Annotated in this window: 12 protein-coding genes and 1 tRNA gene; 6 read left to right on the top strand and 7 right to left on the bottom strand. The window is 69.4% G+C overall.

The features are described 5' to 3' along the window. Nucleotides 1-14 precede the first annotated feature (14 nt). The 4 genes from ACL03I_RS25920 to ACL03I_RS25905 all read left to right on the top strand — a co-directional run bounded on the left by ACL03I_RS25920 (nt 15) and on the right by ACL03I_RS25905 (nt 5,028). A complete protein-coding gene (locus ACL03I_RS25920) occupies nt 15-1,292 on the top strand; it encodes a metallophosphoesterase family protein (protein ID WP_412807155.1) in 1,278 nt (425 codons plus the stop codon). Between the two features lie 108 nt (nt 1,293-1,400). Further along, complete coding sequence (locus ACL03I_RS25915) at nt 1,401-2,423, top strand: iron ABC transporter substrate-binding protein (RefSeq protein ID WP_355073667.1); 1,023 nt, start codon at nt 1,401-1,403, stop codon at nt 2,421-2,423. Between the two features lie 2 nt (nt 2,424-2,425). After that, nucleotides 2,426-3,979 carry an ABC transporter permease gene (locus tag ACL03I_RS25910; RefSeq protein WP_412807154.1) on the top strand — a complete coding sequence of 518 codons (1,554 nt, stop codon included), beginning with the start codon at nt 2,426-2,428 and terminating at the stop codon, nt 3,977-3,979. Continuing rightward, nucleotides 3,976-5,028 carry an ABC transporter ATP-binding protein gene (locus ACL03I_RS25905; protein WP_412807153.1) on the top strand — a complete coding sequence of 351 codons (1,053 nt, stop codon included), beginning with the start codon at nt 3,976-3,978 and terminating at the stop codon, nt 5,026-5,028. Before ACL03I_RS25910 ends, ACL03I_RS25905 begins: the two co-directional genes overlap by 4 nt. Nucleotides 5,029-5,110: 82 nt before the next feature. On the opposite strand, the gene ACL03I_RS25900 is transcribed toward ACL03I_RS25905, so the two are convergent. After that, nucleotides 5,111-5,185: transfer RNA gene (locus tag ACL03I_RS25900), tRNA-Cys, on the bottom strand. A gap of 113 nt (nt 5,186-5,298) precedes the next feature. On the opposite strand from ACL03I_RS25900, the gene ACL03I_RS25895 reads away from it, so the two are divergent. Both ACL03I_RS25895 and ACL03I_RS25890 read left to right on the top strand, forming a co-directional pair. After that, nucleotides 5,299-5,850 (top strand): MarR family winged helix-turn-helix transcriptional regulator, encoded by a 552-nt coding sequence (locus tag ACL03I_RS25895; RefSeq protein ID WP_355073651.1) that lies wholly within the window; start codon nt 5,299-5,301, stop codon nt 5,848-5,850. Nucleotides 5,851-5,975: 125 nt separating this feature from the next. Next, nucleotides 5,976-7,007 (top strand): Hsp70 family protein, encoded by a 1,032-nt coding sequence (locus ACL03I_RS25890; protein ID WP_355073649.1) that lies wholly within the window; start codon nt 5,976-5,978, stop codon nt 7,005-7,007. Nucleotides 7,008-7,044: 37 nt separating this feature from the next. Here ACL03I_RS25890 and ACL03I_RS25885 read toward each other — a convergent pair whose 3' ends face one another. The 6 genes from ACL03I_RS25885 to ACL03I_RS25860 all read right to left on the bottom strand — a co-directional run bounded on the left by ACL03I_RS25885 (nt 7,045) and on the right by ACL03I_RS25860 (nt 13,791). Continuing rightward, nucleotides 7,045-7,818, bottom strand: a complete 774-nt coding sequence (locus tag ACL03I_RS25885) for an enoyl-CoA hydratase (protein WP_355073647.1) — start codon at nt 7,816-7,818, stop codon at nt 7,045-7,047. Beyond that, nucleotides 7,815-8,711, bottom strand: coding sequence for a 3-hydroxyisobutyrate dehydrogenase (mmsB, locus tag ACL03I_RS25880; protein WP_356969401.1), 897 nt, complete (start codon nt 8,709-8,711; stop codon nt 7,815-7,817). The genes ACL03I_RS25885 and mmsB overlap by 4 nt, the downstream gene beginning before the upstream one ends. Continuing rightward, nucleotides 8,711-9,775: an enoyl-CoA hydratase/isomerase family protein gene (locus ACL03I_RS25875; RefSeq protein WP_412807152.1), complete on the bottom strand. Its 1,065-nt coding sequence runs from the start codon at nt 9,773-9,775 to the stop codon at nt 8,711-8,713. The genes mmsB and ACL03I_RS25875 overlap by 1 nt, the downstream gene beginning before the upstream one ends. A 218-nt stretch (nt 9,776-9,993) precedes the next feature. Continuing rightward, nucleotides 9,994-11,133, bottom strand: a complete 1,140-nt coding sequence (locus ACL03I_RS25870; RefSeq protein ID WP_412807151.1) for an acyl-CoA dehydrogenase family protein — start codon at nt 11,131-11,133, stop codon at nt 9,994-9,996. Between the two features lie 5 nt (nt 11,134-11,138). After that, nucleotides 11,139-12,638: a CoA-acylating methylmalonate-semialdehyde dehydrogenase gene (locus tag ACL03I_RS25865; RefSeq protein ID WP_412807150.1), complete on the bottom strand. Its 1,500-nt coding sequence runs from the start codon at nt 12,636-12,638 to the stop codon at nt 11,139-11,141. 175 nt (nt 12,639-12,813) lie between these two features. Further along, the gene (locus ACL03I_RS25860; protein ID WP_412807149.1) at nt 12,814-13,791 is read right to left on the bottom strand and encodes a DUF2157 domain-containing protein; all 978 of its coding nucleotides are present in this window, start codon (nt 13,789-13,791) and stop codon (nt 12,814-12,816) included. Nucleotides 13,792-13,941: the final 150 nt, after the last annotated feature.

Below are 13,941 nucleotides of genomic sequence, written 5' to 3'. Positions count from 1 at the left end.
CGGATCTGGAAGTGGTGACGATCACCGACACCTCGGTGATCCTCACCTGGACCACGCTCGCGCCCGACCCGGGCGGTCGGCTGCTGCCCGTCGAGACCGACGCCCAGGTGCGAATCGGTCCCGCCGACTCGCCGCGCGCACCGGCCCAGGTCTTCGCCGACGACCACCCGACCCCTTTCCACTACGCCGAGATAGCGGGACTCGAGCCGGGCCGCGCCTACCGCTTCGAAGCCTGGTCCGGGGGCCTGCGCGCCACACCGGCGCTTTCGCTCACCACCGCCGACCCGGCCGCGCCGGAAGCGCGCGGCGAGTTCACCACCCTGGTCCCGCCGCCCGGCCGCAGGTTGCGCACGCTGGCACTGTCCAACGACGTGCACTACGGCGAGCAAGTCAGCGGGCTGATCGCGGGCGACCTGCCCCCCGGCTTCCGGCAGGGTCCCGGCCTCACGCCCTACCCCGAAGTGATGCTGACTGCGATGCTGGACGACTTGCGTCGTCCCGACCGCGCAGCCGAACTCTTGCTGCTCGCGGGCGACCTGACCGCCGAAGCCTCCGAGCAGGACACCCGCACGGTGCGGGCCCGCCTCGATGCCTGGGGCACGCTCGGCCACGACTACCTGGCCGTGCGCGGCAACCACGACCGGCCGCACGTCGGCGGCGAATACGCCGGTTGCGCCCCCGCGCCCGCTGACCACCGCGACTGCTGGGCCGATGTCTTCTCCGCACGACAGGAAATGGTCGAACACGAGGTCGGCGGTCTGCGGGTGCTGGGATTGGACACCAGCCAACTCGACGGCGCGGGCGGCTCCATCGAGCGCCCGCAGTTCGATCACCTCGCCGAACGCCTGCGCGCCGATCCGGACCGGCCGACGCTGGTATTCGGCCATCACCCGGTCACGACGGAGTCCGGACTGACCAACCTCGCCGGACCCGGCTTCGTGCTCGACGGACGCGACAGCGCCGAGTTGCAGGCGCTCTACACCCGCAGCCCCGGCGTCTTCCTGCAACACAGCGGCCACACCCACCGTAATCGCCGCACCAGGCCGGACGCGCCGTGCGCGGTCGAGTTCCTGGAGGTCGCCGCGGTCAAGGAGTACCCGGGCGGCTACAGCCTGCTGCGCCTCTACGAGGGCGGATACATGGTCAATTTCTACAAGACCCGCACCGAGGACGCCCGGCGCTGGAGCGCGCTCACCCGCGGCGAGTACTTCGGACTGCAGCCGGATTACACGCTCGGCACCTGCGCGGACCGCAATCACATTGCACTGCGCGACTTTTCGGGGCTGACGTAGCGTCAGCGAGAAATCCCCAGATCTGCCAGGGTTCCCGCATGTCGGACGCGGTATCTTCCTTAGGTAAGGCTCAACATATGCACGGGTAACGCGGTCGGAAGGACGAGGATGAAGCCGGTCAGATGGAAGACGATTGCCGCTGGATTGGTCCTCACCATGACGGCCATCGGCGGCACGGCTTGCTCGAATTCCTCCGACAACGCGAACGAGATCACCGTCTACAACGCGCAGCACGAATCGCTCACCAAAGAGTGGGCCGACGAGTTCACCAAGGAAACCGGCATCAAGGTGACGTTGCGCCAGGGCGGCGACACGGCGCTGGGCAACCAGCTGGTCGCCGAGGGCGCTGCCTCGCCCGCCGACGTCTTCCTCACCGAGAATTCCCCCGCCATGGCGCTGGTGGAGAACGCGGGTCTGTTCGCCGACGTGGACGCCAAGACCCTGGAGCAGGTGCCCGCGCAGTTCCGCCCGTCCACCGGCAAGTGGACCGGCGTCGCCGCGCGGTCGACGGTGTTCGTCTACAACAAGAACAAGGTCCAGCCCGGTCAGCTGCCCGCCTCGCTGTTGGATCTGGCGCAACCGCAGTGGAAGGGCCGCTGGGGCGCGGGCGTCTCCGGCGCCGACTTCCAGGCCATCGTGGCGGCCCTGCTGGCGCTGAAGGGTGAGGACGTCACCCGCGCCTGGCTGAAGGGCATGAAGGAGAACGCGACACCGTTCCCGAACAACGTCGCCACCATGAAGGCGGTCAATTCCGGCAGCCCGGACGGCGGCGTCATCTACCACTACTACTGGTACCGCGACCAGGCGAACACGAAGGAGAGCAGCGCCGACACCGCCCTGCACTACTTCAAGAACCAGGACCCGGGAGCCTTCGTCAGCGTTTCCGGCGGCGGCGTGCTGAAGGCGAGCAAGAAGCAGGAGGCGGCGCAGAAGTTCCTGGCGTTCATCGTCGGCAAGACCGGACAAGAGGTGCTGCGCGACGGCACGTCGCTGGAGTACCCGGTCGCCGCCGGAGTGGCCGCGAACCCGGCGCTGCCGCCGCTGGCCGATCTGCAGGCCCCCGCGGTCGATCCGTCCAAGCTGGACTCGAAGAAGGTCACGCAGCTGATGACCGAAGCGGGTCTGCTGTAGCCGTGGCAGTCCCGACCGTTGTCGCCGCGCCCCGGATCGGCAGGCCGGGGCCGCTGGTCACGAGCGTCGCGCTGCTGCTGGTGGCGGCGACGTTCGTGCCGCTCGGATACATCGTTTCGACGGTCTTCTCCACCGGCCTGGAGCAGGCGAAGGAGCTGGTGTTCCGGCCCAGAGTCGGTGAGCTGCTGGAGAACACGGCCGCGCTGGTGGTGTGCACCGTGCCCATCTGCGTGGCGCTCGGTATCGGGCTGGCCTGGGTGGTCGAACGCACCGACGTGCCGGGGAAATCCTGGTGGGGGCCGGTTTTCGCGGCGCCGCTCGCGGTTCCGGCGTTCGTCAACAGCTATGCCTGGGTGAGCGTCTTTCCGACCATGCACGGCCTGTGGGCGGGCGTGGTGATCTCCACGATGTCCTACTTCCCGCTGGTCTATCTGCCCGCGGCGGCCACACTGCGCCGCCTGGATCCCGCGGTGGAGGAGTCGGCGCGGGCGCTGGGCTCGGGCCCGGTCGCGGTGTTCGCGCGGATCGTGCTGCCGCAGCTGCGCTTGGCGATCCTCGGTGGCGGGCTGCTCATCGGACTGCATCTGCTCGCCGAGTACGGCGCCTTCGTGATGGTCCGGTTCGACACGTTCACCACGGCCATCTTCGAGCAGTACCAGTCCAGCTTCGCCGGTCCGGCAGGCAGCATGCTCGCCGGTGTGCTGGTGCTGTGCTGCCTGGCGCTGCTCGGGGCCGAAGCGGGGCTGCGCGGTCGGGCGCGCTACGCGCGGATCGGCAGCGGGGCGCCGCGCGCCGCGACCAGAACCCGGTTGGGCGTCGGCACGTTGCCGGTGCTGGCCGCGCTCGTCGCGGTGACGGCGGGCGCGCTGGGCGTGCCGCTGTGGACCATCGGGCGCTGGTTGCGCATCGGCGGCGCGGCGGTGTGGGATCTCACCGATATCGGCAACGCGCTCGGGCAGACGATCGGACTCGCGTCGGTCGCCGCACTGCTCACCACCCTGTGCGCGTTCCCGGTCGCGTGGATCGCGGTGCGTTCCACCTCCGCGTTCGCGCGACTGGTCGAGGGCGCCAACTACATCACCAGTTCGCTGCCGGGCATCGTGATCGCGCTGGCCATGGTGACCGTGACCATCCGGTGGGCGCCCGCGCTCTACCAGACGGCGGGCATGGTGATCGCCGCCTATCTCCTGCTGTTCCTGCCCCGCGCCCTGGTCAGCGTGCGGGCCGGGCTCGCTCAGGTGCCGGTCGGCCTGGAGGAGGCGTCCCGGTCGCTGGGCAAATCGGGGCCCGCGACGTTCTTCCTGGTCACGCTGCGTCTCGCGGCGCCGGCCGCGGCTGCCGCCGCCGCACTGGTGTTCGTCGCCGTGGCGACCGAGCTGACCGCGACGCTGCTGCTGGCGCCCAACGGAACCCGCACGCTGGCGATGCGGTTCTGGGGCCTGTCGGGCGAATTGGACTACGCGGGCGCCGCGCCGTACGCCCTGATCATGATCGTCGCCGCGGTGCCGGTGACGTACCTGCTGTTCACCAACTCGCGGAAGGCGGCCGGGATATGAGTCGCGTTGTCGTCGCCGATGTCTCGAAGACCTTCGGCCACACCCGGGTGCTCGGCGGGATCACGCTCGACGTGCCGGATCACACCGCGACCGCGGTGGTCGGGTCGTCCGGGTGCGGCAAGACCACCCTACTGCGCGTGATCGCCGGATTCGAGTCGCCGGATGCGGGTTCGGTGTCGATCGGAACGGAAACCGTTGTCGGTGAACGGGTAACGGTGCCGCCGCAGCGCCGCAACATCGGTTACGTCGCCCAGGACGGTGCGCTGTTCCCGCATCTGACCGTCGGCCAGAACATCGCCTACGGGCTGCCGGGCATGCGCCGCAACAGCCGCGGGCGGGTGCACGAACTGCTGGAGATGGTGTCGCTGGACGCGTCCTTTGCCGACCGGCGACCGCATCAGCTCTCGGGCGGTCAGCAGCAGCGCGTAGCCCTGGCCCGCGCGCTGGCGCGCAAGCCGTCGGTGATGCTGTTGGACGAGCCGTTCAGCGCGCTGGACGCGGGCCTGCGCGCGACGACCAGGCAGGCGGTGGCCGACACGCTGCGCGAGGCGGGCATGACCAGCATTCTGGTGACGCACGATCAGGAGGAGGCCCTCAGTTTCGCCGAGCAGGTCGCGGTGATGCGGGAAGGCCGCTTCACTCAGGTCGGAACGCCGGAGGAGGTCTACGCGACGCCGAAGGATCTGTTCACCGCGCGGTTCCTCGGCGATTGCGTGCTGTTGGACGCGGTGGTCGAGGCCGACGTGGCCAAGTGCGCGCTGGGCCGGATCCCGGTGCAGCGCGATGCCGCGTGCGGGCCGTCGACGATCATGCTGCGACCGGAACAGCTTGTCGCCCATGTCGCTTCGGAGAACGAGGCGGAGGCAGGCAGAGTGCGCGCCGTCGACTTCCGCGGCGCCGACGTCATCCTGACGATCGAACTGGACGGTTCCGGCACTCCCATTCTCGTACGCCGGGCCAGCGTCGCGGCCCCCGTCACCGGGCAGCGGGTTCGCCTGGAAGTGATCGGATCGGCGGTGGCGTATTCGGAGCCGAACCAAGCCGCCTGAAACAGGCTCGCGTCACGACCACGCGCCGCTTCCTGATGCGCCTCGGTGCTCGGCAGTGGCGTGACCGAGCACCGAGGACGTTTGGAGCGAGCGGCGGGAATTGAACCCGCGTAAACGGCTTTGCAGACCGTTGCCTAAACCACTCAGCCACGCCCGCCTCGCCCTAGATAGTGCCCGTGGGCGACGGCCCGGCCCACCATTGCGCTCACGGTGATCCGAAGCCTGGCCGGATGCCCCCGCCCTCCTGTGGTGGCATGGAATGATCGGAACATGTCTCGGCCACGCCCGCTTCCGAACGATCCGATCGAGGAAGCCCACCGCCAGTGGGTCGGCCACGGCTGGGGGGATGTCGCCGACGGCATGGCCGCGGTGACGTCGCTGGTTCGGGCTCAGCAAATCGTGATGGCACGGGTGGACGAGGCGCTGAAACCCACGGGATTGACCTTCTCTCGCTATGAGTTGCTCCGGCTGCTCAGTTTCAGCAAAACCGGCGCGCTGCCGATGGCGAAGGCCAGCGCTCGCTTGCAGGTGCACCCAACCAGCGTCACCAACACCGTCGACCGACTGGAGGCGGCGAAGCTCGTCGAGCGGGTACCGCATCCCAGCGACCGGCGCGCTACCTTGATCGAAATCACCGACGCCGGACGCGAATTGGTGGCGAAGGCGACCGAGGAACTCAACGCGAAAGTCTTCGCGCTCCCCGGCCTCCCTCCGGAACGACTGCACACTCTCCTGCAACTGCTCGCCGAATTCCGACATGCCGCGGGCGACTTCGAGACCGCGGAGGGAACGGCGCGCTGGTCGGCCACGGCCACAGACTAATTCGACGTACCGGTCGGTCGCATACCGCTGCCGACCGACCGAGGGATGACATTCCGGCATCCAACCGGCGAATTACCGGGCACGCCGTCTTGGCAGCGGAACGGAAAAGGTCCACCATGGAGATCATGGTGCTGGTCTTGGGTGTATCGGCGGGCGCTGGCGGCGCTCACGCGATGCTGACACACTCCGATCAGCCACACCTACCCCCGATCGATAGCTGCGAAGTGCCGCGGCGGGCGGGCGGCGGCGTCGAGGAATCGGTCCTCGAGGCGATCCGCCGGATGAACGGCGCCGCCGACCGGCGCGACGAGCTGATCTCGGGCACGGCGGTGACGTGCCGCTGTCCGCTGCACGCCGACGCCATCCGCGCAGGCGTCGGCGGCCGTGACGTGACCATCGTCGACGAACCGCTCGCCCAGCTGCGCTACCTGCGCTTCACGGGGCAACTGCCGGACAGCGGCACGGTGATCCTCTACGACCTGGGCAGCTCGGGACTGACCATCACCCACGCCGATTGCCGCACCGACACGATTCTGTCCAGCAAACGCAGCACGGTCCTCGGCGGCGACGGCTACGACGCGCTGTTGCGCTGGCGTCTGGCCCGCGACGGCGTGCTCACCGACACGCCGACCATCCGGCGTCATCGCGAAGAACTGAGCGAGGCGAGGGTGGTCACCGCGATCGACGACGGCACCGGCGACCGGGCCGTTCTCACCCGCAGCGACCTGGCCGAACTGTGCGCGGCGGGCATTCATCACTCGGTGTCGTTCGTGCGGCAGATCATCGACGAGACCGGCGTGCGACCGGAGGCCATGGTGCTGCTCGGCGGCTGCACCCGCAGTCCCAGCATTCGCGCCGAGCTGGCCGAACACATCGACCTGCCGATCGTCTACGACCCCGAACCCGACTTCGTCTCCGCGCGCGGCGCCGTGCTGCTCGCCGCGGAACGACGAGGCGGCGACGTCCGGATGGCGCGGCTACGCGCCGGAGCCACCCTGGTCCCGGCCACCGTCGACCGGCGCAAACTCATCGCGGCGGCGGCGGTCACCATCGCGCTGGGCGCCACCATCGCCGGACTGCTCGCCACGAACGAGGACGCGCCCCCGCCGGAAGGGAACAAGGTGCCCGCGAAGATCGTCGCGCCCCCCACCGGATAACCGCCCGGCCGAGCGATCCGGCCGGGCGGAACCGGTGTCAGCGGTTGGTGAACTTCGCCGGACGCTTCTCGACGAAGGCGCTCATGCCTTCCTTCTGATCCTCGATCGCGAACAGCGAGTGGAAGACTCGCCGTTCGAAGCGCAGCCCCTCGGCGAGCGTGGTCTCGAACGAGCGGTTCACCGCTTCCTTGGCGATCATGGTGACCGGCAGCGACATCCCCGCGATGGTCTCGGCGACCTCGAGGGCGGTGTCGAGCAGTTCCGCGGCGGGCACGATACGCGAGACCAATCCCGCCCGCTCGGCCTCCTCCGCGTCCATGTTGCGGCCGGTGAGCACCAGATCCATGGCCTTGGCCTTGCCGATCGCGCGGGTCAGGCGCTGTGAGCCGCCGATGCCGGGGATGACGCCCAGCTTGATCTCCGGCTGCCCGAACTTGGCGGTGTCGGCCGCGAGCAAGATGTCGCAGATCATGGCCAGCTCACAACCGCCGCCCAGCGCGTAGCCCGCCACCGCCGCGATGGTGGGCTTGCGGAACTGCGCCAGCCGGTCCCAGCGGGCGAAGTAGTCGTTCAGGAACATGTCCATGTACGACTTGGGCTGCATCTCCTTGATGTCGGCGCCCGCCGCGAAGGCGCGCTCCGAACCGGTGATCACGATGGCCCCGATCTCGTCGTCGTGCTCGAGCTCGTCGAGCGCGGCGATGACGTCGTCGAGGACCTGCGCGTTCAGCGCGTTCAGCGCCTTCGGCCGGTTCAGCGTGATCCAGCCGACCCGGCCCTTGCGTTCCAGCAGAATCGTCTCGAAGCTCACTCGGCACCCTCTTGGTCGGAACGGTCACGGATATCGGTGACGATAGCCGAGAAGTCCCGTCCGGCATCCGTCTGGTTGAAACGGTCGTAGATCGTGGCGGCGAGCAATCCGAGCTGCCCGTCGACGTTGTTGTCGCGCAACGCGTTCGCGGCCAGGCCCAAGTCCTTCGACATCAGCGCCGTCGCGAAGCCGGGCTGGTAGTCGTTGTTGGCCGGACTGGTCGGCACCGGGCCGGGGACCGGGCAGTAGCTGGTCAGCGCCCAGCTCTGGCCGGAAGCCGTGGAGACCACGTCGAAGAAGGACTGATGGCTCAGGCCCAGCTTCTCGCCCAGCACCAGCGACTCCGACAGCGCGATCATGGACACGCCGAGCAGCATGTTGTTGCAGATCTTCGCCGCCTGGCCCACGCCGGAGCCGCCGCAGTGCACGACCTTGCCGCCCATCACCTCGAGCACCGGCAGCGCGTCGGCGAAGTCCGCGGCGGCGCCGCCGACCATGAAGGTCAGCGTGCCCGCCGCCGCGCCGCCGACACCACCGGAGACCGGTGCGTCCAGCGCGCGGTGCCCCGCTGCGGTGGCGCGTTCGGCCGCGACCTTGGCATCGGCCACGTCGATGGTGGAGCAGTCGATGAACAGCGTGCCCGGCGCGGCGACCGGGAGCAGTTCGGCGTACACGTCGAGGACGAGTTCGCCGTTGGGCAGCATGGTGATCACGGTCTCGGCCGCGGCGGCCTCGGTGGCCGCATCCACCACGATCGCGCCGTCGCGCCCGGCCTGCTCCCGCGCCGCGGGCACCGGGTCGAAGGCGAGCACCTCGTAGCCCGCCCGCACCAGGTTGGCCGCCATCGGCGCGCCCATGTGGCCGAGGCCGAGGAAACCGATTCGCTTGCTCATCACGCCACCTCCGGGGTCCGCAGACCCAGCTCTCGATCGCCCAACTCGGCGAAGTACGCGTCCACCTGCGCGTCCGTGACCGCATCGAGGGTCGCGGGCGACCATCGCGGATCACGATCCTTGTCGATCACCTGGGCACGAATGCCCTCGACCAGATCGTGCGACGACAGCGACGCGATGGACACCCGGTACTCCTCGTTCAGCACCGCCTCGAGACTCGGCGCGGTGCGCGCCGCCCGCAGCGAGCGCAGCGTCACCTTCAGCGCCACCGGGGATTTCGCCAGAATCTCGGTGGCCGCCGCCCGCGCGCCCGGCGCGTCGTGCGCTTGCAGCCGCGCGACGATCTCCTCCACGGAATCGGCTCCGTAGCAGACGTCGATCCAGTCCTGCTCGGCGGCCAGCGCGGATTCCGGTGCGTCCGTGGCGAATTTGGCGATCGCGATGTCGGCGCTCTCCGTGCGCAACGTCTCCAGCAGGGCGGGCAGATGCTCGGAGGCGACGAAGTAGTCCGCGAAGCCCGCGGCGATGGCGTCACCCGCGCTCATGCGGGCGGTGGTCAGCGCGACGTGCGTGCCGATCTCGCCCGGCGTCCGCGCGAGCAGGTAGGTGCCGCCGACGTCCGGGACGAACCCGATGCCCACCTCGGGCATGCCGATCTTGGAGCGCTCGGTCACGACGCGGTGGCTGCCGTGGCCCGAGAGCCCGACACCGCCGCCCATCACGATGCCGTCCATGATCACCACGTACGGCTTCGGGTAGCGACCGATCAGGGCGTTGAGGACGTACTCGTCGCGCCAGAACTGTCCGGTGGCCGAATCCGCCGTGTTCGCACCGCTTTTCGCGTCGGCGTGGATGGCGACGATGTCGCCGCCCGCGCACAGTCCGCGCTCCCCCGCGCCGGTGACCACGACGGTGCGCACCGCGTCGTCCTCGGCCCACTCGCGCAACGCGTCGGTGATGGCGAGAGCCATCGAGTGGTTCAGCGCGTTGATGGCCTTCGGCCGGTTCAGCGTGATCAGGCCGAGCCCGTCACGCTGTTCGAGCAGAACTTCTGGCTCGCTCATACTCTGTCCTTTCCGACATGATCGGGACCCTGCGTGGTCACGCTGCGCTGCCGCCTCCGGGCCTGACCGCTCATGCTCTGTCCTTTCCGGCATGAGCGGGGCCCTGCGTGGTCACGCTCCGCTGCCTCCTCCGGGCCTGACCGCTCATGCTCTGTCCTTTCCGGCATGAGCGGGGCCCTGCGTGGTCACGCTCCGCTGCCGCCTCCGGGCCTGACCGCTCATGCCGCTCCTACCAATGCGCGGGCGACGACCAGCCGCATGATTTCGTTGGTGCCCTCGAGGATCTGGTGCACCCGCAGATCCCGGACGATCTTCTCCACGCCGTATTCGGTCAGGTAGCCGTAGCCGCCGTGCAGTTGCAGGGCCTTGTTGGCCACCTCGAAGCCCGCGTCGGTGGCGAAGCGCTTCGCCATGGCGCACAGCTCCACCTTGTCCGGCGCGTCGGCGTCCAGCGCCGCGGCGGCCCGCCACAGCAGCGTGCGGGCGGCCTCCAATTCGATGCGCATATCGGCGAGTTCGAATTGCAGCGCCGGATTCCGCAGCAGCGGCTTGCCGAACGCGTGCCGCTCGGCGAGATACGGCACTGTCTTGTCCAGCGCCGCCTGCGCACCGCCGACCGAGCACGCGGCGATGTTGAGCCTGCCGCCGTTGAGCCCGTTCATCGCGATGCGGAAGCCGTCGCCCTCCGCGCCGAGGCGGTTGGCCGCGGGGACCCTGGCATCGGAGAAGATCACCTGACGGGTCGGCTGCGCGTTCCAGCCCATCTTCTTCTCATTGGCTCCGACGGAGATGCCGGGAGTGTCGGCGGGCACGATGAACGCCGAGATCCCGCGCGCTCCCGCGTCACTGGTCCGCGCCATGACGACGTAGACGTCCGTGGCGCCCGCGCCGGAGATGAACTGCTTGGCGCCGTTGAAGACGTAGTCGTCACCGTCGCGCACGGCCTTGGTGCTCAACGCCGCCGCGTCGGAGCCGACGCCCGGCTCGGTGAGCGCGTAGCTGGCCAGCAGTTCCATCGCGGTCAGCCGGGGCAGCCAGCGGTGGCGCTGTTCGTCGTCGCCGTAGCGGTCGATCATCCACGTGGCCATGTTGTGGATGGAGATGTAGGCGGCGATGGCCGGGCAGCCGGTGGCCAGCTGCTCGAAGATGCGCACGGCGTCGAGCCTGCGCAGGCCCGAACCGCCCACGTCCTCGCGCACGTAGATACCGCCGAGGCCCAGCGGCCCCGCCTTGCGCAGCACGTCCACCGGAAAATGCTTCTGCTCGTCCCATTCCAGCGCGTTCGGCGCGAGGAATTCGTCGGCGAAGCCGCGCGCGGTGTCGCGGATCGCCTTCTCGTCGTCGTCGAGTGCGAACATCCGCGTCAGTCCATCGTCGGGATGACGAACGCGTTGCTCTCCTTCAGGCCCGCGGGCCAGCGCTGCGTCACCGTCTTGGTCTTGGTGTAGAAGCGGATCGAGTCCGGCCCGTGCTGGTTCAGGTCCCCGAAGCCCGAACGCTTCCACCCGCCGAAGGTGTAGTAGGCGATCGGCACCGGGATCGGCACGTTGACGCCGACCATGCCGACCTGCACGCGCGCGGCGAAGTCACGGGCGGTGTCGCCGTCCCTGGTGAAGATCGCGACGCCGTTGCCGTACTCGTGCTCGTTGGCCAGCCGCAGCCCCTCCTCGTAGTCCTTGGCGCGGACCACGCTGAGCACCGGGCCGAAGATCTCCTCGCGGTAGATCCGCATCTCCGGGGTCACCTTGTCGAACAGCGTCGCACCGACGAAGTAGCCGTTCTCGGCGCCCTCCACGACCAGGCCGCGGCCGTCCACCACCAGTTCGGCGCCCTCATCGACGCCGATCTGGACGTAGTTGTTCACCCGGTTCACGCCGTCCTGACCGACCAGCGGGCCGTAGTCGGCGCCGGGATCGTCGGAGCGGCCGACGTTGAGCTTGTGCACCCGCTCGGTCAGCTTGGCCACCAGGCGGTCGGCGGTCTCCTCGCCGACCGGGACGGCCACCGAGATGGCCATGCAGCGCTCGCCCGCGGAACCATAGCCCGCGCCGATCAGCTGATCGGCCACGTCGTCGAGGTCGGCGTCCGGCATGACGATCGCGTGGTTCTTCGCGCCGCCGAAGCACTGGGCGCGCTTGCCGTTCGCGGTGGCGGTCTCGTAGATGTACTGCGCGATGGGGGTGGAGCCGACGAAGCCGACGGCCTTGATGCGCGGATCGTGCAGCAGCGTGTCGACGGCTTCCTTGTCGCCGTTGACCACGTTGAACACGCCGGCGGGCAGGCCGGCCTCGAGGAACAGCTCGGCCAGCCGCAGCGGCACCGAGGGGTCGCGCTCGGAGGGCTTGAGCACGAACGCGTTGCCGGTGGCCAGCGCGGGACCGGCCTTCCACAGCGGGATCATGGCCGGGAAGTTGAAGGGCGTGATGCCCGCGACGACGCCGAGCGGCTGACGCATCGAGTACACGTCGATGCCGGTGCCCGCGCCCTCGGTGTATTCGCCTTTGAGCAGGTGCGGGATGCCGGTGGCGAACTCGATGACCTCCAGGCCGCGCTGGATGTCGCCCTTCGCGTCGGCGATGGTCTTGCCGTGCTCGGACGACAGCAGGGCGGCCAGCGAGTCCATCTCGTCCTGCACCAGGGTCAGGAACTTCATCAGCACACGCGCCCGCTTCTGCGGGTTGAACGCGGCCCATTGCGGCTGCGCCGCCTCGGCGTTCGCGATGGCCGCCTCGACCTCGGACTTGCTCGCCAGCGGCACCCGCGCCTGCACCCGGCCGAGGTTGGGATCGAAGACGTCGCCGAAGTTGCCGGACATGCCCGGCACATGCTGTCCGCCGATGAAATGGGTGAGTTCGCGAACCATGCCAGTCCTGTTCTCGTAGCGATCGGGACACCGCGGAGCGGTATGCGGTCATCCTATAGTTGGACGTCCAAGTATTGACAGGCGTAGGGCGCGATGTGATTCATCCCACGTATCGACGGACGACCGGCGCGGGAGCCGCAGCCTTTCGGCTTCTTCCCCACCGCGCGCGGATGGCCTACGCCTGCGATACCGGAACGGCCGGGTCGGCTTCCTTTTCCCGCCGTGGCCGCGCCAACCGGAACGCGCCCACCGCGAGCGTGATCGCGCCGATCGCCACGACCACCGCCGCGGCGCCGAGCGAGTCACCGGTCCATTCCGAGACCGCCTCCCCCGCCGCCACCGCGATGGCCACACCACCCCCGATGACGAGCACGGCCGAGCGCTGGGTCGCGTACAACGCGAAGCAGACCACCGCAATCACCGCGGTGATCCCGTAGGCCCAAGTCCGACCGTCGATATCGAGGCTCTGCGCGGCCGCGACGGAGGTGACGATCGCGATCAGGTATCCGACCCGGATATCGACCAGGGCGCCGATCCTGGTCAGCGCGAACCACCCCGCACCGAGCAGCAACACCGCCACGCAGGCCCACGTGTCGTCGACACCGAACACTTCGGTCAACATCCCCGCGACGGCCGCGGGCACGAAGCAGGCGCAGACGAGCATGCCGAGAACGGAGGGCAGCGCGAGATAACCGAGTACCGCGATCCCCGCCCCCGCCGCGCACGCGAAAACCCAAGCGGCATCGGCTGCGTCGAGCGCGGTGCCGACGGATCCGGCCAGCGCGACCGAACCCAGCGCGAACAGCGCGGCCGCCAACCTGTCGCGGGCGCTCAGCGCGCTCCTGCGGCCGGACGGCGCCCCTGCGAGCACTACTCCGCCGAGCAGCAGGCCGGCCGCCACGACGGCGAGCACGCCGACCCGGACCGGCCGGTCGAGCGCGTCCCAGGACGAGGCCGCCACCAGGGCGATCCCGCCGAACACCAGACCGGCGCCGACGTACGCGGCGATCTCGGCGAGCACCTTCCCGCGCGCGGTCGCCGCGGCCCGCTCGACGGCCAGCGCCGCGAGCACCGCGTCGGCCTGGTCGCGAGTCAGCACGCCGTCGGCGACCAGCCGTCCGATCGCGGCTTCCGCTTTGCCGTCGCTCACCATGCGCCCAGTATGTCCGAGTCCGCCGCCATGACAACACGATCGGCCACGCGAACCGGTCGGCGCAGGGCCCGTCGTTCGATGAAACCGAGCGCGCACGACCCGCCGCCATCGGCTGGCGGTGTGATCGCAGTCACCGTAGAATTAGTTTGA

Source organism: Nocardia sichangensis, from assembly GCF_047200615.1.
GTDB lineage: Bacteria > Actinomycetota > Actinomycetes > Mycobacteriales > Mycobacteriaceae > Nocardia > Nocardia sichangensis.
The sequence above is the reverse complement of the archived record's forward strand: the minus strand, read 5'-3'. Positions and strand labels throughout refer to the sequence as shown.

What these genes read in the sequence shown, in the direction of transcription:
- ACL03I_RS25875 (WP_412807152.1), bottom strand. Translation starts at nt 9,775, where the DNA reads ATGAGCGAGCCAGAAGTTCTGCTCGAACAGCGTGACGGGCTCGGCCTG.
- ACL03I_RS25870 (WP_412807151.1), bottom strand. Translation starts at nt 11,133, where the DNA reads ATGTTCGCACTCGACGACGACGAGAAGGCGATCCGCGACACCGCGCGC.
- mmsB (WP_356969401.1), bottom strand. Translation starts at nt 8,711, where the DNA reads ATGAGCAAGCGAATCGGTTTCCTCGGCCTCGGCCACATGGGCGCGCCG.
- ACL03I_RS25905 (WP_412807153.1), top strand. Translation starts at nt 3,976, where the DNA reads ATGAGTCGCGTTGTCGTCGCCGATGTCTCGAAGACCTTCGGCCACACC.
- ACL03I_RS25895 (WP_355073651.1), top strand. Translation starts at nt 5,299, where the DNA reads ATGTCTCGGCCACGCCCGCTTCCGAACGATCCGATCGAGGAAGCCCAC.
- ACL03I_RS25860 (WP_412807149.1), bottom strand. Translation starts at nt 13,791, where the DNA reads ATGGTGAGCGACGGCAAAGCGGAAGCCGCGATCGGACGGCTGGTCGCC.
- ACL03I_RS25890 (WP_355073649.1), top strand. Translation starts at nt 5,976, where the DNA reads ATGGTGCTGGTCTTGGGTGTATCGGCGGGCGCTGGCGGCGCTCACGCG.
- ACL03I_RS25865 (WP_412807150.1), bottom strand. Translation starts at nt 12,638, where the DNA reads ATGGTTCGCGAACTCACCCATTTCATCGGCGGACAGCATGTGCCGGGC.
- ACL03I_RS25915 (WP_355073667.1), top strand. Translation starts at nt 1,401, where the DNA reads ATGAAGCCGGTCAGATGGAAGACGATTGCCGCTGGATTGGTCCTCACC.